Below are 15,351 nucleotides of genomic sequence, written 5' to 3' on the forward strand. Positions count from 1 at the left end.
CAGGCCTCCGTTTCAGGCCCGCTCCAGCCCACCGAAGCGCGCCATGATGCGCTTGTCGCCTCCCTGGTCGAAACGCACGGTGTAGGTGAGCCCGTCTCCCCGTCCCGATGCGGCAAGGATGCTGCCCAGGCCGAACCGGGCGCTGCGCACGCGGGTGCCTGCGGGGAAGGCACTGGCATCCTGCGGCTCGGTGGGTTCCAGCCTCTGGGGGGTATCCGCTGCAGCCGGTGCAGAAGGCTCCTTCACACGATCGAAAAAGCTGCGGATGCGCTGCAACTCCGTGGCCACCGAGGCGCCCCCGCCACCGCGGCTGAAGGAATTGCCGGGCCGCACGCCCTCGCCTGCCTGATAGATTACCGTACCCCAGCGGATGGGCGCGGTGAGCGCTTCGCTGGGAATCTCCCGCAGGAAGCGGCTGGGCATGCCGAGCATCTCGGTGCCCATGATGCGCCGCCGACGGGCCGCACTGAGGGTGAGGCGGCGCTGGGCGCGGGTGATGGCCACGTAGAAGAGGCGGCGCTCCTCCTCCAGCCCTTCCGGCGTCTCGCGGGCATTGCGATTGGGGAAGACATCCTCTTCCATGCCCACCACGAACACGAAGGGAAACTCCAGGCCCTTGGCGCAGTGGATGGTCATGAGGCTGAGGTGGGCGGCCTCCTCGATCTGATCCGTGTCCGCCGCCAGGGTGATGCGGTCCAGGAACTCCGAGAGGCGCAGGCCCAGGGATTCCATTTCCGCCGCGGCGCTGAGGAATTCCTCGAGGTTGCGGATGCGGCCTTCGGCTTCGAGCGTGGCTTCATCCTCCAGGCTCTGCAGGTACCCGCTTTCCTGCAGCACCCACTTCACCAGGCCCGCCAGGCCCTGCGCCTCGCGCTCGCCCGCAGCCCGCTGGAACAGATCCAGGAACTTGCCCATCTCGCGTTGGGCCCTGCCCTTGAGTTCGCCCGAGCGAAGCAGCACCGCCAGCCCCTCCAGCGGCGTGCCGCCCTCGGGGATGGCGCCCTCGATCTTGCCCAGGGTGGTGGGGCCCACGCCACGGGTGGGGGCGTTCACGCAGCGGCGGAAGCTCACCAGGTCGAAGGGATTCGAGATGAGCCGCAGGTAGGAGATCAAATCCTTCACTTCCTGGCGCTCGTAGAACTTGACGCCGCCCACCAGCCGGTAGGCCAGGTTCTGCGCCCGCAGCGCCTCTTCCATCTGCCGGGACTGCCAGTTGGCGCGATAGAGCACGGCGATCTTCGCCTCCGGCTCCTGGTAGCGCAGTTCCTGAATGCGCTGCACCACCCATTCCGCCTCCAGGCGACCCTCGTCACTCAGCTTGAAAATGATGGACTCGCCCTCGCCCAGATCCGTCTTGAGCGCGCCCTTCCCCTCCACACGCTGCGAATTGTTGGAGATCACCTGCGAAGCCGCATCCAGAATCTTCTCCGTGGAGCGGTAGTTCTGCAGCAGCTCGATGCGCATGGCTTCGGGAAAGTCTTGCTGGAAATCGAGGATGTTGCGGATGTCGGCGCCACGCCAGCCATAGATCGAGTTGTGGGTCAGGCAGCCATTGGCGATGAAGTTATGGACACCTTCGATGTCCAGATCGAAGACTTCGGCTTTCAAGGGCACGCGCTCCACCTTGGCCACCACCTCCAATCCGCCCTGCCCATCGAACAAGGCCATGCCCGGTTTCAGATTGCAGGCGGGCAGGAAGGGCAGGCTGCTGGATTCACGGCCAGGACTGGCGCCCAGCCGGGCCCTAAGCTGGAGGTCGGCCTCCAGATGCTTCCGGATGCGATCTGCCATCTTGCGAATCGTCGAGAAGGAGGCCGCGCAGGTTTCGACTCTCCAACTTCGCGATCCAGCCTTTGCTGGCCGCACCGACAGGCCCAGGCCCTCAAGAATGCGGCGGTCCTCGGGACTCTGTCCCACCATGGAGAGGCGGTGCATGGGGCGCTTCCCCCGCCGGTCGCCACAAAGGGTCACCACAACCTGGCGGCGTTTCCCTGTGCTGGCCTGAGCGCGGTGGTGGGGGGCCTCTACCGCCATGCCCAGGTCCGCCAGCAGGCGCTCGGCCCCGGCCTGAGAATCCACAGAACCGAACACCTGCCGGATGGCCTGGGCATCGTGAACCAGCCCTCGAGTGGACCCGCCCTTGCAAGGGACGAATGGCAGCGTGGGAAGCTGGTAGCGCAGCGACCAGATCTCCTCCTGAATCCGCGCCTCTTGCTCGCTCCCGTGAGTAGACAGCACCCACAGGTCATCCGCATGCTCCTGCCTCGCCCGCTGGAGGAACCCCACCACCGGCTTCACCTGTCCGCGGGTATGCGTCTGGCTGGTGCCCAGGCGCCAGCCCACGCCCTGCTTGTGCATGAGGTAGACGAAATGAAGCTGAGGTGTGGCCCCCAAGCGGTAGCCCGCGAAATGGATGTGCTCCGGCGTACTGACGAGCACATGGCCAGACTCGGTGGTGATGCGGACTCCCAGTCCATCCCGGCTTCGCATCGAGGCCTTCAGCACTGTCGCGGGCCGGAAATCGCCACTGCCGTGGCCTGCAAGCACCAGATCCCCAGGCGCCAGCTTCTCAATGGGCCGCTCCCTCCCATCGGCCATGCGGATCCGCGTGCCCTTGGCCAGACACTGATCTTCATCGCCCACCACACAGATGTTGTGGTGCCTGCGCGCCAGGTGCTGCACCAGCAGGTACTGGGCGCGGTTGGTGTCCTGATACTCGTCCACCAGGATGAACTTGAAGCGCTCGGCGTACTGCATCTGCACCACGGGATCGCGGAAGAGGCGTTCCGTCCACAGCAGCAGGTCGTCGAAATCGCAGGCGCGGTGGTTCTTCAGACCCTTCTGGTAGAGGTCATAGGCGTCCAGAACCTTGCGGGTCCAGGGGTCCAGAGCCTCTTCCCGGGCCTCCTCGGGCAGCAGGCAGCGGTTCTTGAAGTCGCTGATGAGTTCCAGCACCTTCTTGGGGTGGAACTGTTTTTCGGGCAGCTTCAGCTCCGCCAGCACCTGTTTGACGAGGCTCTTCTGATCCGAGGGATCGAAGATGACGAAGTCGCGGCCCACGGGCGTGCGGTCGCCCTCCCGGCGCAGGATGCGCGTGCAGAAGCTGTGGAAGGTGCTCACCCACATCTGCGCCGCGGGCACCGAGACCAGCCGCTGCACACGCTCACGCATCTCCTCGGCGGCCTTGTTCGTGAAGGTCATGGCCAGGATGGAACCCGGCTGGACGCCCTCCTCCTCGATCAGCCAGGCGATGCGCCTCGTGATCACCGTGGTCTTGCCCGAACCCGCGCCCGCCAGGATGAGCAGGGGGCCGCGGGCGTGGCACACCGCCTCCCGCTGGGGGGCGTTCAGGTTCTGAAGAAGGGGATGGTCGTGCGGTTCGGGGGCGTGGCCAGGCATCCCACCATGCTACAGGCCCCTACCGGGCCGGTGTGATGTCCTTGCCCTTCTCGGCCTTGCGAAGCAGTTCCGAAACCATGACCTGAGCCTCGACCTCGCTGACGCGCTTCTTGAAGGGCGGCATCACCACCCCGAAGAAGATGCCCTTGCGGATGGCCTTCACCATCCGCTCATCCGATTTCCGGGCCATGACCGTGGCATCCGTGAAATCCGGCGCGCAAAGTTTTTTCCCCTTGGGGGTTCGTCCCGAGCCATCGGGGCCATGGCAGCGGGCGCAGCTGGCCACATAGAAGGCCTTCAGCTCGTTCAGCGATTTCACGGGTGCCTGGGCCGACAGTCCCGCAACGAGCAGCAGGGCTGGCATCAGGGGCAGGCGCCGCATGGAGACCTCGTGGTGGGATGAACCCACTATGGCCGGGGAAGATCCGTCTGCAAAGGCGCACCTGGCTTTTTCCCTCCGCGCCCCATGGGCCGGATGACCTCGGTGACCAGGCGCCGCGCTTCAGCCTCGTCCAGGTGCCGCCGGAAACCTGGCATGGCGCCCCGGCCCTTGAGGATGGAGGCCGCCAGATCCTTCTCATCCTGCTTGGCGAACCAGCGGGCATCCGTGAGGTTGCGCCCCCCCAGCCGGGCGCCGCCAGGTCCCCGGCCCGTGCCCTCCGGACCGTGGCACACCGCGCAGCGTTCCTGGAAGAAGGCCTTCAGATCCCGGACCTCCCCGGCCAGGGGCGTGACGATGAACACAAGCAGCAGCGCGGCAGAACGCAGGACCATGTGTCGAACCTACCATGTGCGGCCGTCTCTCGTTAGGCTGGAACGAGCGTAAGGCCAGAACCACGCGCCCGTGACGGAATGGCAGACGTTGCGGACTTAAAATCCGTTGCCCGCAAGGGCGTGCCGGTTCGAGTCCGGCCGGGCGCACCAGTGGTGAGAGGGGCTAGGTTTTGTACCTTCCCAAGAGGCTGCTCAAACCATCGGCGGTCCTCACCAGATCCTGGGTGGTGGCGGCATTGCTGTCCACCGTGCCGGAGAGCTCGATGGCGGCGCTGGCATTCTGGATGGCCTGCTGGGCGCCCAGTTCGACCTGCTTGGCCACTTCCTCGCTGGCCTTGGCCTGTTCGGCCGAAGCGCCCTCGATCTGGGTGGACATGGCCGCCACTTCGGAGATGTGATCCCGGATCATCGCCAGGGAACTCACCACTTCCTGCACGGTGGTCTTGCCCTGGGCCACGGCCTTGTTGTTGCCCTCGATGAGTGAAGCGATCTCCCGGGCCGAGGCGTCGCTGCGCTCTGCCAGCTTCCGCACTTCTTCGGCCACCACGGCAAAGCCCTTGCCCAGGGACCCCGCTGTGGCGGCCTCGATGGCGGCGTTCAAAGACAGGAGGTTGGTCTGTCGGGCGATGTCCTGGATCACCTGGACAGCCTCCACCATCTGGGCGGTGGACTCCTCCACCCGGTTCATGGCCTTGAGGGCCGCCTGGCCTGAGGCATCGGCCGCCTGGGCGGCCCTGGCGGCCTCGGTGGAACGCACATGGCTGGACTGCACATGATCGGCCACTTCCTTCACCGACGCCGACAGTTCGACAATGGCCGAAGCCATGCGGTCCGTGGAGAGGCGCTGCTCGTCTGCGCTCCGGGCGATCTCGCGGCTGGTGGTGGCGATCTCGTGGGAGGCCGAGGAAATGATGCCGCTGTTCATCCGCACCCGATCCGCGTCGAAATGGATGCGGTTGATGGTGTTCTTCAGGTGCGCCTGCATCCGGCGCACCGTGTAGAGCAGGCTGCTGCGGTCGCCGATGCGAATGGGAATGGGTGTCCGGAGGTTTCCATCCGCCAGTTCCCGGGCAGCGATGAGGGCGTATTTGGGATCACCGCCCAGCTGGTAGTCGAGGATCTCGATGAGCTTGCCGAACACGAGAAAACCCGCCAGCAGGGCCAGGAGAGAGCCACCCCCGAGCACCCAGGAACCTGTGGTGGTGTGGGCCGACACCGCCGACAGCTTCCCCATCAGATCGTTGGCCTCGGAGTCACGCAATTTGATCACCTGAGCTGTGATGGCTTCGGAGGCCTTGTCGAAATCCGCCATGATGCGGTTGCCTTCCGAAACCCCCTGGCCTTGATAGGCGGCCACCATGGCCTGGCCGGTGGTGTAGAAGGCGGCGAAGGTCTTGTCCAGTTCCTCCAACTGCTTCACGTTGCCCACATCGAGTTTGGCCCGCCTCCGGAAATCCTGGCTGGCCTTGCGAAAAGCCTCCGCAGCCTCTGCTGCCTCGTTGAGGGGCTCGGACCGCTTGGTGAGCGAGGCATCGGTGAGCGCCTGCTGCACCTGCACCGTCTGGTAGGCCAAGTCGGCCGCCAGGAGGGTGGTGGGCAGGTATTCCTCCTTGATGTCAGCCACTTCGGCTCGCGTGGCCGAAAGTCCCACGAAATTGATGGCACCCATGAGGAAAAAGATGCCAAGCACCACGGCCGTGGCGGTCCAGACGCGGTTTTTGAAGCCCATATCCTTGAAGAGAACCCGCAGTTTCCGCTCGGGGTCCTCCATGGGTTTGCCCGCCCGGGCTGCCGCGTAGATGCGCTCGGCCTCCTCCACCTGATCGGGGGCGGGCTTGCTGCGGATGGACACATAGCCCACGGTCTGGCCGTTTTCCACAATGGCGGTAACGCTGGCGTCCACCCAGTAGAAATCCCCGTTCTTGCACCGGTTCTTCACCATGCCCTGCCAGGGTTTCCCGGCCTTGATGGTGCGCCACAGATCCTCGAAGGCTGCCGGAGGCATGTCCGGGTGGCGCACCAGGTTCTGGGGCTGGCCGATGAGCTCCGCTTCCGTGAAGCCACTCACCCGGATGAATTCCTCATTCACAGACGTGATGACGCCCCGGAGATCCGTGGTAGAGACAATGAAAGCGCCTTCCTGGAGGTGCCGCTCGACCCGCGTAACCGGTTGATTGATGCGCATGGGCAGCTCCGAAGAGGAAATCAAAACAACCACCCCTTGGATGCACCTATGGGAGTGGGAGTCTCAATTCCTGTTTCGGAGCGGGCCTGGAGGTTCTTGACTATTAGGGCAGCAGTTTCAGCAGCGGAATGAGGATCCCGTTGAACCGTTTCCAGCCCGACAAGTCACCGTGAACCAGCCGCCTGACTTTCACCCAATCGCCTTCGGCGGCGGCTTTCGGCACGCCCTTGAGCATGAAGTCGTAGGCCAGGATGCGCGCGGCCACAGCCGGATCCAGCGCGAGATCCGGGTTTTCGACAAGGTCGGCCCCGACCAGCTTCCCGAATCGCGCGTACTCGGCCCGGCCCAGCAGGGGGATGAAGCCCCGACCGCAGTATTTCACGCCGTCACCAGGCTCCACATTGCCCAGGCTGCGGTCGAACTCGTACATGCGGCGGAAATAGGCATCGCTGCCCTGTTCTTTTTCCGGCGCGAACACATAGCTCTCTGCCCCGATGGTGGCAATGGCCGCGATGTCCACGCTGGCATCCCGGATATCAAGCGCCGCGAGGGCCTGAGTGACCAGGGGCCAGTGCGCCTCCACATTGGCCAGAGGGGCATGCAGGAGGGTCGCGATGGCATCCGCCGTGAACGGCATGACTGGCTCCCAAGGGAAAGCGGCGTGCGTGAAGGACGGGGAGGCCAATCTACCACGGGCCGGGCATCATGTCGGAATGGACATTCATCGCCTGTACCTCGACCATTCCCATTCCAGCCTCTGCGCCAGCATTGCGGCCACGGGAGCCGAACTGCAGTCGCTGCGGTTCGGAGATGCGGATGTGCTGTGGGACGCCGGGCCACTGTGGCCCCGCCATGCGCCCATTCTCTTTCCCATCGTGGGCACCTTGAAGGGGGACGCCTTCCGCGAGGGCGATGCCACCTTCACCCTGCACCGGCACGGCTTCGCCCGGGACCGCGCCTTCTCCTGGATCAGCCGCAGTGAATCGGCCTGCACCCTGGAGCTGCGCGATGATGCCGAAACCCGCGCCTGCTATCCCTTCCCGTTCCGGCTGCGGATCAGCTATAGCCTGGACGAGGCGGGCTTCCACATGGGGCTGGACCTGCACAACCCCGGTGACGCGGCTCTGCCCGCCAGCCTGGGCCTGCACCCCGCGTTCCGCTGGCCCCTGGCCTCCGGCGTGGCCCAAACAGCCCACCGCCTGGTCTTCGATGAACAGGAACCGGGCCCCCTGCGACGCCTCAATCACGACGGGCTGCTCACACCCGATCACCACGCCACGCCCATTCACGACCGCGTCCTGCCCCTCCACGATGGGCTGTTCGCAGAGGACGCCCTGCTCTTCCTGGAACCGCGCAGCCAGGGACTTCGCTTCGAGGCCGAGGGTGGCCCCGCCCTCACCTTCCGCTGGGAGGGCTTCCAGCATCTGGGCATCTGGACAAAACCCGCTGCGGGGCCCAAACCGGGCTTCCTCTGCATCGAACCCTGGTCGGGGTACGCCGATCCCATGGATTGGGAGGGAGCCTTCGCCGACAAGCCAGGAAGTTTCCTCATCGCGCCAGGGGCCAGCCGTTGCTGGTCCTTCAGCGTCAGTCAGGCCTAGACGAGCTCAGCCCCCAGGAAGTGCGGACTGGCCAGGGTGACCTTTGCCTGCACCAGCTCGCCAAAGGGCAGGACGCGCCCAGGCCCTGCCACCAGATGGATGGTTTTCCACTCGCCGCTGCGGGCCAGCCACCAGCCATGCTCGTTGGGCCCATGGGTTTCCACCCGCACGGGAATCTCTCGACCCAGAAAGCGCTCGTTGCTGGCTCGGGTGAGTTCTGTCTGCCGCTGCTGCAGCCGCTTCAGCCGCTCGGATTTCACCGCCATGGGCAGATCGTCCTTCAAGCGCAGGGAGGGTGTGCCTGGACGCGGCGAGTAGATGAAGCTGAAGGAGCCATCGAAGGCGACCTGATCCAGCACGCTCAGCGTGGCCTCGAAGTCCTCATCGGTCTCGCCGGGGAAACCCACGATGAAATCGGTACTCAGGGACAGTTTCTCGCGGCCCTCGCCCAGGTAGCCCAGGCGCTCCAGGTACTCGCCCACGGTGTACTCCCGCAGCATGCGCTTGAGCACGCGGTCGCTGCCGCTCTGCAGGGGCAGGTGCAGGAAGGGGGCCACCTTGGGATTGCTCACCAGCACGCGGGCCAGTTCCTTCGTAAAGTTCATGGGGTGGCTGGTGGTGAAGCGGATCCACTCCAAACCTTCCACCTCAGACACCCGCTCCAGCAACTCTGCGAAGCTGCAGCCTCCGGCATAGCTGTTCACGTTCTGGCCCAGCAGTTCCACCTCGCGGTAGCCGCGCGTGACCAGGCCACGCACTTCCGCCAGCACATCGGCGTAAGGCCGGTGCCGCTCCACCCCTCGGGTGGTGGGCACGATGCAGTATGTACAGGCGTGGTTGCAGCCCTCGGTGATGGTCACCAGGGCCTTGGCGGTGTCGCGGCGCCGGGTGACCGCCGGGGGAAACAGGTGATTGTCCGGATACTCGCCCGTATCCATGACCCGGGCCTTGCCCGCCTGGGCCTCGGCCACGAGGCGCGGCAGCTGCTTGAGGGCCATGGTGCCCAGCACGAAGTCGATGTGCGGAGCCCGCTTGAACAGCGCCGCCTGTTCCTGCTGGGCCAGACAGCCCGTGACACCCACCAGCAGGGGCCGACGCAGCTTCTCCTCGCGCAGGCGGCCCAGCTCAGAGTAGACCTTGTGCACGGCCTTCTCGCGGATGGAGCAGGTGTTCAGCAGCACCAGGTCTGCATCCTCAGATGCTTCAACGCTCTCGAACCCCTCTTCGGCAAGCAGCCCCGACAGCTTCTCGCCGTCGTGGTCGTTCATCTGGCAGCCCCAGGTTTGGATATGGAACTTCATGGCACTCCCGAATCCTCCATTGTACCGGCGGTCGGGGGCCGTGCCACGCGCGGTTGAGCAAGCCCTACCGTGGCAAGCGGGCCACCAGGCCACGAGGGGTCTCCTCCAGGGTGATGCCCATGTCCTTCCCAAGGGCCCGCAACCAGAGGATGGAGAGGTTCTTCGGGCCGTCGGCCGGAGGATCCGGTTTCAATCCCAAAGGCAAGGGCGCATCACCCAGCCAAGTCAGCACCCAGGCCTCGGGTCCCATGGATGCCTCGACCTGCAGGGGACCAGGCACGGCCCAGGGAAGAACCTGCCGAGTGAAGGCCGCGGCCCAATCCTGCAGCAGGGGTGTGGGCCAGGTGCTTCCCTCCAGGTCGATCCCACTCAGGTGGCAGGGGCAGCGGAACAGCTCGGCCAGAGGTTCCAACCGAGACTCCAGGCCCGCCTTCCACTCGGCCCAGGGCGCCATGCCTGGATCGGGACGGCGGCCCAAAGCCAGCGCCCGGGCCATCGCAATGAGGGTTTTTCCCTCCTCGATGGTGGTGCTGAGCCGCAGGCGGTTCCGCGCGTCCAGGGGCAGCCGGGGGTCGCTGAGATCGAGCACGCCCTGGAGGCCAGCCAGCAGGTTGTTGAAATCATGCAGCGTCGCGCGCCAGAGATCCTCGGATGCCATGCTCCCACCGCCCGCACAAAAGCCTTGTATAAAGTTACCTTGGATATGACCCTCTGTGCAGCGATGTAACCATTCTGGGACTCCTTATGCAGCAACCGATGAAGCGGCTTGGTGAATTGCTCGTGGAGGGCGGCCTCATCACGCCAGCCCAGCTGCAGAGCGCCATCACCCACCAGAAGATCGCGCGCGGAAGGCTCGGCAGCAACCTCGTGGCTCTGGGTTACATCTCCGAGGAAGTCCTCATGGATTTCCTCAGCCACCAGACTGGCGTGCCCCAGTTGGATGTGCGGAACATCGACGTGGCGCCGCAGGTTCTTCGGCTGGTCCCGCACCGCCTGGCCGATCAGTTCACGGTGCTGCCCATTTCCACCAAGGAGCCCAAATCGTTGGTGCTGGCCATGTCCGACCCTTCGGACCTCAACGCCATCGACAGCGCGCGGTTCGCCTCCGGCCTGAGCATCGAACCGGTCGTGGCTTCCCACAGCGCCCTGCGCAAGGCCATCACCGACCTCTACCGCCGCCTGGATGCACCCAGCGAGGGCCTCACGGTGGACCTCGGCACAGATCCCGGACTGGACGAAGCCCTGCCCGTGTCGTTCACCCTGGCGCCCCTGCCTCTGCCCCCGCCGCCTCCGCCGCCCCCCTCGTCCTTTCCAAGGGATCCCTTCTTTGACGGCCCGGCCGCTCCCACTCAGCCTCTGAACATCGATCCCTTCGGCCTCTTCGAGGCGACGCCTCAACGGGTGCCTCCGGTGGCCGCGCCACCGGCCAATCCTGCCCTGGTGCATAGCCGGGTTGCGCCTCAAGCGATGCGCCGCCTGGAGAACTACCAAACCCGGACTTTGGTGTTGGGCCTCATCCGCCTGTTCCAGCGCCGCGGCATCATCGGCCAGGACGAGTTGCAGCACCTGCTCCTCAACCTCATCGAGGCTGGCGAAATCAAGGATGACGATCGAGTCGGCTAGTTCTCGACTTTCAGAATGGCCAGGAAGGCTTCCTGCGGAATCTCCACGTTGCCGATGGACTTCATCCGCTTCTTCCCTTCTTTCTGTTTGTTGAGGAGCTTCTTCTTGCGGCTGATGTCGCCGCCGTAGCATTTGGCAAGCACGTCCTTGCGACGGGCCTTCACGTTGGTGCGGGCGATGATCTTGCTGCCGATGGCGGCCTGGATGGCCACGTCGAACATCTGCTGATGGATGACTTCCTTCATCTTCTGGCAGAGGGCCAGGCCAAGGGTCTGGCTCTTGCTGCGGTGCACCAGGATGGACAAGGCGTCCACCGCATCGCCATTCACCAGAATGTCCATCTTCACCAGATCTGATTCCACGTAGTGCTTCATGTGGTAGTCGAAGCTGGCGTAGCCCTTGGAGATGGACTTGAGCTTGTCGTAGAAGTCGAGCACCACTTCGTTGAGGGGCAGCTCGTAGACCAGCATCACGCGGTCCTGGCTCACATACTCCAGCTTCTGCTGGATGCCGCGCCGCTCTTCGCAAAGCTTGATGAGGCCGCCCACGAAGTCCGTGCGGGTGAGGATGGTGGCTTCGATGATGGGTTCGTCGATCTTGGCGACCTTCTGCAGGGGCGGCAGCTTCGACGGGTTGTCCACGGAGGTCTCGCTGCCATCCGTCAGGAACACGTGGTACCGCACGCTGGGCGCGGTGGTGATGAGGTCCAGATCGAACTCGCGCTCCAGACGTTCCTGCACGATCTCCATGTGGAGCAGCCCCAGGAAGCCGCAGCGGAAGCCGAAACCCAGCGCCGTCGACGTTTCCGGCTCATAGGTGAAGCTGCTGTCATTGAGGCGCAGCTTGTCCATGGCGTTGCGGAGGTTCTCGAAATCATCGCTGGAAGTGGGGAAGATGCCCGCGAACACCACGGGCTGGATCTCCTTGAAGCCCTTCAGCATCTCCGTGGCCGGCTTGGTGGTCATCGTCACGGCGTGGGTGACGGTGTCGCCCACTTTCACATCCACCAGCGAGCGGATGTTGGCGACCAGGTAGCCCACTTCGCCCACAGAGAGCGACTCCTGCTTGTCCATCTTGGGATCGAAGATGCCAATCTCGTCCACGCGGTGCTCACTGCCAGTGGACATGAAACGGATGGTGTCGCCAGCCTTGATGGTGCCGTTCACCACGCGGATCAGGTTCACCACACCACGGTAGGCGTCGTAGTAGCAATCGAAGACCAGGGCCTGCAGGGGCGCGTCGGCATCACCCTGCGGCGCCGGGATGCACTTGACGATTTGTTCCAGCACCTGCTCGCAGTTCAAGCCGGTCTTGGCGCTCACATTCACGGCATGGGCCGTGTCCACGAGGCCGATGACCGTGTCGATCTGCTCGAGCACGCGCTCGGGATCCGAGCTGGGCAGATCGGTCTTGTTCAGCACCGGAAACACTTCCAGGCCGTTTTCCAGGGCCAGGTAGGTGTTGGCCAAGGTCTGCGCCTCCACGCCCTGGGTGGAATCCACTACCAGGATGGCGCCTTCGCAGGCGGCGAGGCTGCGGCTCACCTCGTAGGTGAAATCCACGTGGCCCGGCGTGTCGATGAGGTTGAGGGTGTAGGTCTTGCCATCCGAGGCTGGGTATTTCAACGTCACCGCATGGGCCTTGATGGTGATGCCACGCTCGCGCTCCAGATCCATGTCATCCAGGATCTGGGCCTGCATGTCGCGTCCGGCCACGGTCTTCGTCAATTCCAGCAGGCGATCCGCCAGGGTGGATTTGCCGTGGTCGATGTGGGCGACGATGGAGAAATTGCGAATCAGGCTGGGATCGGACACTGAGGAACCTCGAACCCGCCATTGTATCGTTGGAATCGTCCAAAGTCTGCGGGCTTTTAACAATCCAAGCCTCATCCAGCGGTTGATCGGCGGGCAGAGGGCCTTTACCCTCAAGAAGACAGAGAGCAGGAGCCAGCTTGTCCCACGCCACGTCCCCGATGACCATCCTGATGGTGGAGGACAACGCCCTGCAGCGCCGCCAGATTGAAGCGCAACTGCAGCCGCTGGGCCACCGGATCATCAGTGCCTCCAATGGCCAGGAGGCCTTGGACCGCCTGCGGGAGCTGAAGGACACCCTGCCCAGCCTCGTGATCATGGATGCCGTGATGCCCTCGATGGATGGCTTCAAGGCCTGCGAAATGATCAAGGCCGATCCGGTCACGGCGGAAGTTCCCATTCTGGTGCTCACGGCCCTCAGCCGTGATGCCAAGGACCGGAGCTACGCCGCCGGCGCCGACGACTTCCTACGTAAGCCCGCGAATACCCTGCTGCTGCAGGTGCGCGTGCAAACCCACCTGAAGATCCGCGCCCTGTCCCTGAAGGCTGGTAGCCTGTCTCCGGCCCGGCCCAAGGTGCTGGTGGTATCGGCCAGTTCCCTGGTGCGCTCTCAGGTGCAGAACCACTTCGGCAAGGGCCAGGCCACCTTCTATGAGGCCCAGGGCGAAGGCCAGGCCCGCGCCCAGATCGGCACCCACCGCCCTGACGTGCTGGTGCTGGACACCGAACTGCTGGAAGGCAGCGCCCAGAGCCTGGCCCTTGCCGTTCACCAGGCCCCCGAACTGAAGGACATGCCCATCCTGCTGCTCTACAACCCAGGGGAGCTGGAAACCTGGTCGCGGCTGCACGAGCCCGTCGCCGACGCCCTGGATAAGCCCCTGGTGGCCTTGGAAACCAGGCGCCGCGTGGCCATGCTCGCCAAGCTGGCCCAGTTGCAGAAGCTCGTCTAGGCGTGAGCAGGCGCGTCGGCACTTTCGCGGGACTCAACGCTGAAACACAGAGACCGCAGAAAACCGCAGAGGACGCAGAGAAAAAACAAGGGATGACCGGCGCAGCCGCCCCTAACCGTTGGCGCAGCTCCTTTCCGTTTTTTTTGGGCGGCCTTTGGGGCGTCACGAGACCGATGCTTCCCTCTGCGTCCTCAGTGGCGCTCTTTGCCCTCTGCGTTCCGCTTTTCCTGCAAGCCTCTCTGCGTGCCGGAACCATCCAGGGCCGCGTCACCGATGGGCACCGAGGCCTCGCGGGCGTGCGCGTCTACCCGGATCGCCTGCCACGCATATCGCCTGCAGGCGACTTGCCCGTGGCCTTTACCGATGCCGAGGGCCGCTTCCGTCTGGAGCTTGACGACCGGGACACGGTGTTGGCCGTGGAAAAGGACGGCTGGTTCAGGGATCTGATACCGGCGGTGGAATGGCCGCGGGACCTGGTGCTGTGCCCTCAGCCGGCTTTCCGCAAAGAGGCTGTGTTCCTGGTGCGCCTCGATTTCACCGATGAGCCCTCGAAGCTGCCCGACGGCGCCCTCCGGGAACTGCTGTTCTCGCGCCGTCCTGGGGTGGCCAGTGCCGCCAACTACCTGTACGAAGTGAGCAAGGGCGCCCTCCTGCTCGAAGAGGGCCGCTTCCTCAAGCTGCGCAGCGCCGAACACCCTTCGCCACGGCGCGACGAACACAAGTCCGCCATGGCCAAGTGGGTGCTGGAACGCCTGCAGGGTGAAACCCTGGGCGACTGCGACCGCGTGGATAACCGCACCGGCGCCCGCAAACCCGACGGCAAGCCCGATCACCTGTGGATCATCACACCGGGCGCCCCGCAGTCCATCACCGCCGACGAGGCCCACCTCAAGGCCGTGAGCCTGCTCATGCCCCTGCCCTGGAACCGGAATCGGCGCTGGCCCCTGCTCTTCATGACCGAGGAAGTGCCCCTGGGCAACATCGTCCACGAAGCCTTCCACGCCATGGGCGAACACCGGGTGGATGACCTCTACCTGGAAAGCGGCAAGGCGCTCACCGCGGGCATCTGGGATCTCATGGACGGCGGCCAGTACCGCGGCTGGGACCGCTCCCATCCGGGCCAGGGCCCCTGGGTGGAGGATACGGGCTACAGTCCCTCCCATCCCATGGCCTGGGTCCGCTCTGAGCTTTGGTACCGTGGCCAGTTTCGCGGCACCATCCGCCGCCTCGCCCTGAAAGGTCGCCGCTGGGAAGGCTGGATCGCGCCCGCCTCTCGCGCCCCCGGCGCGGATCCGCAGTGGGTGACCCTCCCCGATCCCCGCAAGCAGGGCCGGTTCTTCAGCCTGGAGGTGCGCCGCCCCTGGGGCTTCGAGCGGGGCCGCATCGGCAACCGCTTCGGCCCCGGCCACGAAGGTTTGGTGGTGGCCACCATCGATCCGAGCCTGCTGACCTACGGCGATCCCAAGGGCCCCGTGCGCGTGGTGGACGCCCACCCCCACAGCCCCGAGCCCCCCAAGCCGCGCCTCCCTCTCAAGCTATGGGAACTGGACGACGCCGCCTTCAACCTCGGCCCCGGTGAAAACCCGAAAGGCCGCAGTGGCCCCCTCGCCTGGGAAGTGCTGGAGACCGACGCCAGCGGACGCATGAGGATCAAATTGGTCTTGAAATAGCCTTTTTACGCGGATGTCACCCGGTTGACCTCAGTTC

General features: G+C 64.9%; 12 protein-coding genes and 1 tRNA gene. 5 read left to right on the forward strand and 8 right to left on the reverse strand.

What is annotated here, in order from left to right; translation table 11 throughout:
• Nucleotides 1–12 precede the first annotated feature (12 nt).
• Genes Q9293_RS12215 through Q9293_RS12225 form a run of 3 tightly spaced genes read right to left on the reverse strand, consistent with a single transcriptional unit; the run spans nt 13 to nt 4,173 of the window.
• Nucleotides 13–3,399 (reverse strand): UvrD-helicase domain-containing protein, encoded by a 3,387-nt coding sequence (locus tag Q9293_RS12215; RefSeq protein WP_306246853.1) that lies wholly within the window; start codon nt 3,397–3,399, stop codon nt 13–15.
• Nucleotides 3,400–3,418: 19 nt separating this feature from the next.
• The gene (locus Q9293_RS12220; protein WP_306246855.1) at nt 3,419–3,781 is read right to left on the reverse strand and encodes a cytochrome c; all 363 of its coding nucleotides are present in this window, start codon (nt 3,779–3,781) and stop codon (nt 3,419–3,421) included.
• Nucleotides 3,782–3,807: 26 nt separating this feature from the next.
• Nucleotides 3,808–4,173, reverse strand: coding sequence for a cytochrome c (locus tag Q9293_RS12225; RefSeq protein WP_306246857.1), 366 nt, complete (start codon nt 4,171–4,173; stop codon nt 3,808–3,810).
• 64 nt (nt 4,174–4,237) lie between these two features.
• Here Q9293_RS12225 and Q9293_RS12230 point away from each other — a divergent pair.
• A tRNA-Leu gene (locus Q9293_RS12230) sits at nt 4,238–4,323 on the forward strand.
• Between the two features lie 13 nt (nt 4,324–4,336).
• On the opposite strand, the gene Q9293_RS12235 is transcribed toward Q9293_RS12230, so the two are convergent.
• A complete protein-coding gene (locus Q9293_RS12235) occupies nt 4,337–6,358 on the reverse strand; it encodes a PAS domain-containing methyl-accepting chemotaxis protein (RefSeq protein WP_306246859.1) in 2,022 nt (673 codons plus the stop codon).
• A gap of 103 nt (nt 6,359–6,461) precedes the next feature.
• Complete coding sequence (locus Q9293_RS12240) at nt 6,462–6,995, reverse strand: glycoside hydrolase family 19 protein (RefSeq protein ID WP_306246861.1); 534 nt, start codon at nt 6,993–6,995, stop codon at nt 6,462–6,464.
• Between the two features lie 76 nt (nt 6,996–7,071).
• On the opposite strand from Q9293_RS12240, the gene Q9293_RS12245 reads away from it, so the two are divergent.
• Nucleotides 7,072–7,959: an aldose 1-epimerase family protein gene (locus tag Q9293_RS12245; protein WP_306246863.1), complete on the forward strand. Its 888-nt coding sequence runs from the start codon at nt 7,072–7,074 to the stop codon at nt 7,957–7,959.
• Here the strand turns inward: Q9293_RS12245 and miaB are convergent.
• Together miaB and Q9293_RS12255 are read right to left on the reverse strand one after the other, a co-directional pair.
• Nucleotides 7,956–9,260: a tRNA (N6-isopentenyl adenosine(37)-C2)-methylthiotransferase MiaB gene (miaB, locus tag Q9293_RS12250; protein ID WP_306246865.1), complete on the reverse strand. Its 1,305-nt coding sequence runs from the start codon at nt 9,258–9,260 to the stop codon at nt 7,956–7,958. The genes Q9293_RS12245 and miaB overlap by 4 nt on opposite strands.
• A gap of 64 nt (nt 9,261–9,324) precedes the next feature.
• The gene (locus Q9293_RS12255; RefSeq protein ID WP_306246867.1) at nt 9,325–9,918 is read right to left on the reverse strand and encodes a hypothetical protein; all 594 of its coding nucleotides are present in this window, start codon (nt 9,916–9,918) and stop codon (nt 9,325–9,327) included.
• A 98-nt stretch (nt 9,919–10,016) separates the two neighbouring features.
• On the opposite strand from Q9293_RS12255, the gene Q9293_RS12260 reads away from it, so the two are divergent.
• Complete coding sequence (locus Q9293_RS12260) at nt 10,017–10,883, forward strand: hypothetical protein (protein ID WP_306246869.1); 867 nt, start codon at nt 10,017–10,019, stop codon at nt 10,881–10,883.
• On the opposite strand, the gene lepA is transcribed toward Q9293_RS12260, so the two are convergent.
• Complete coding sequence (lepA, locus tag Q9293_RS12265) at nt 10,880–12,697, reverse strand: translation elongation factor 4 (RefSeq protein WP_306246871.1); 1,818 nt, start codon at nt 12,695–12,697, stop codon at nt 10,880–10,882. The genes Q9293_RS12260 and lepA overlap by 4 nt on opposite strands.
• Before the next feature lie 137 nt (nt 12,698–12,834).
• Between lepA and Q9293_RS12270 the strand changes: the two genes are divergently transcribed.
• On the forward strand, nt 12,835–13,644 hold the full coding sequence (locus Q9293_RS12270) for a response regulator (protein ID WP_306246873.1): 810 nt from the start codon (nt 12,835–12,837) through the stop codon (nt 13,642–13,644).
• A gap of 173 nt (nt 13,645–13,817) precedes the next feature.
• On the forward strand, nt 13,818–15,314 hold the full coding sequence (locus tag Q9293_RS12275) for a hypothetical protein (protein WP_306246875.1): 1,497 nt from the start codon (nt 13,818–13,820) through the stop codon (nt 15,312–15,314).
• Nucleotides 15,315–15,351 lie beyond the last annotated feature (37 nt).

Origin of the sequence: Geothrix sp. PMB-07, from assembly GCF_030758935.1 — a bacterium.
Lineage (GTDB): Bacteria > Acidobacteriota > Holophagae > Holophagales > Holophagaceae > Geothrix.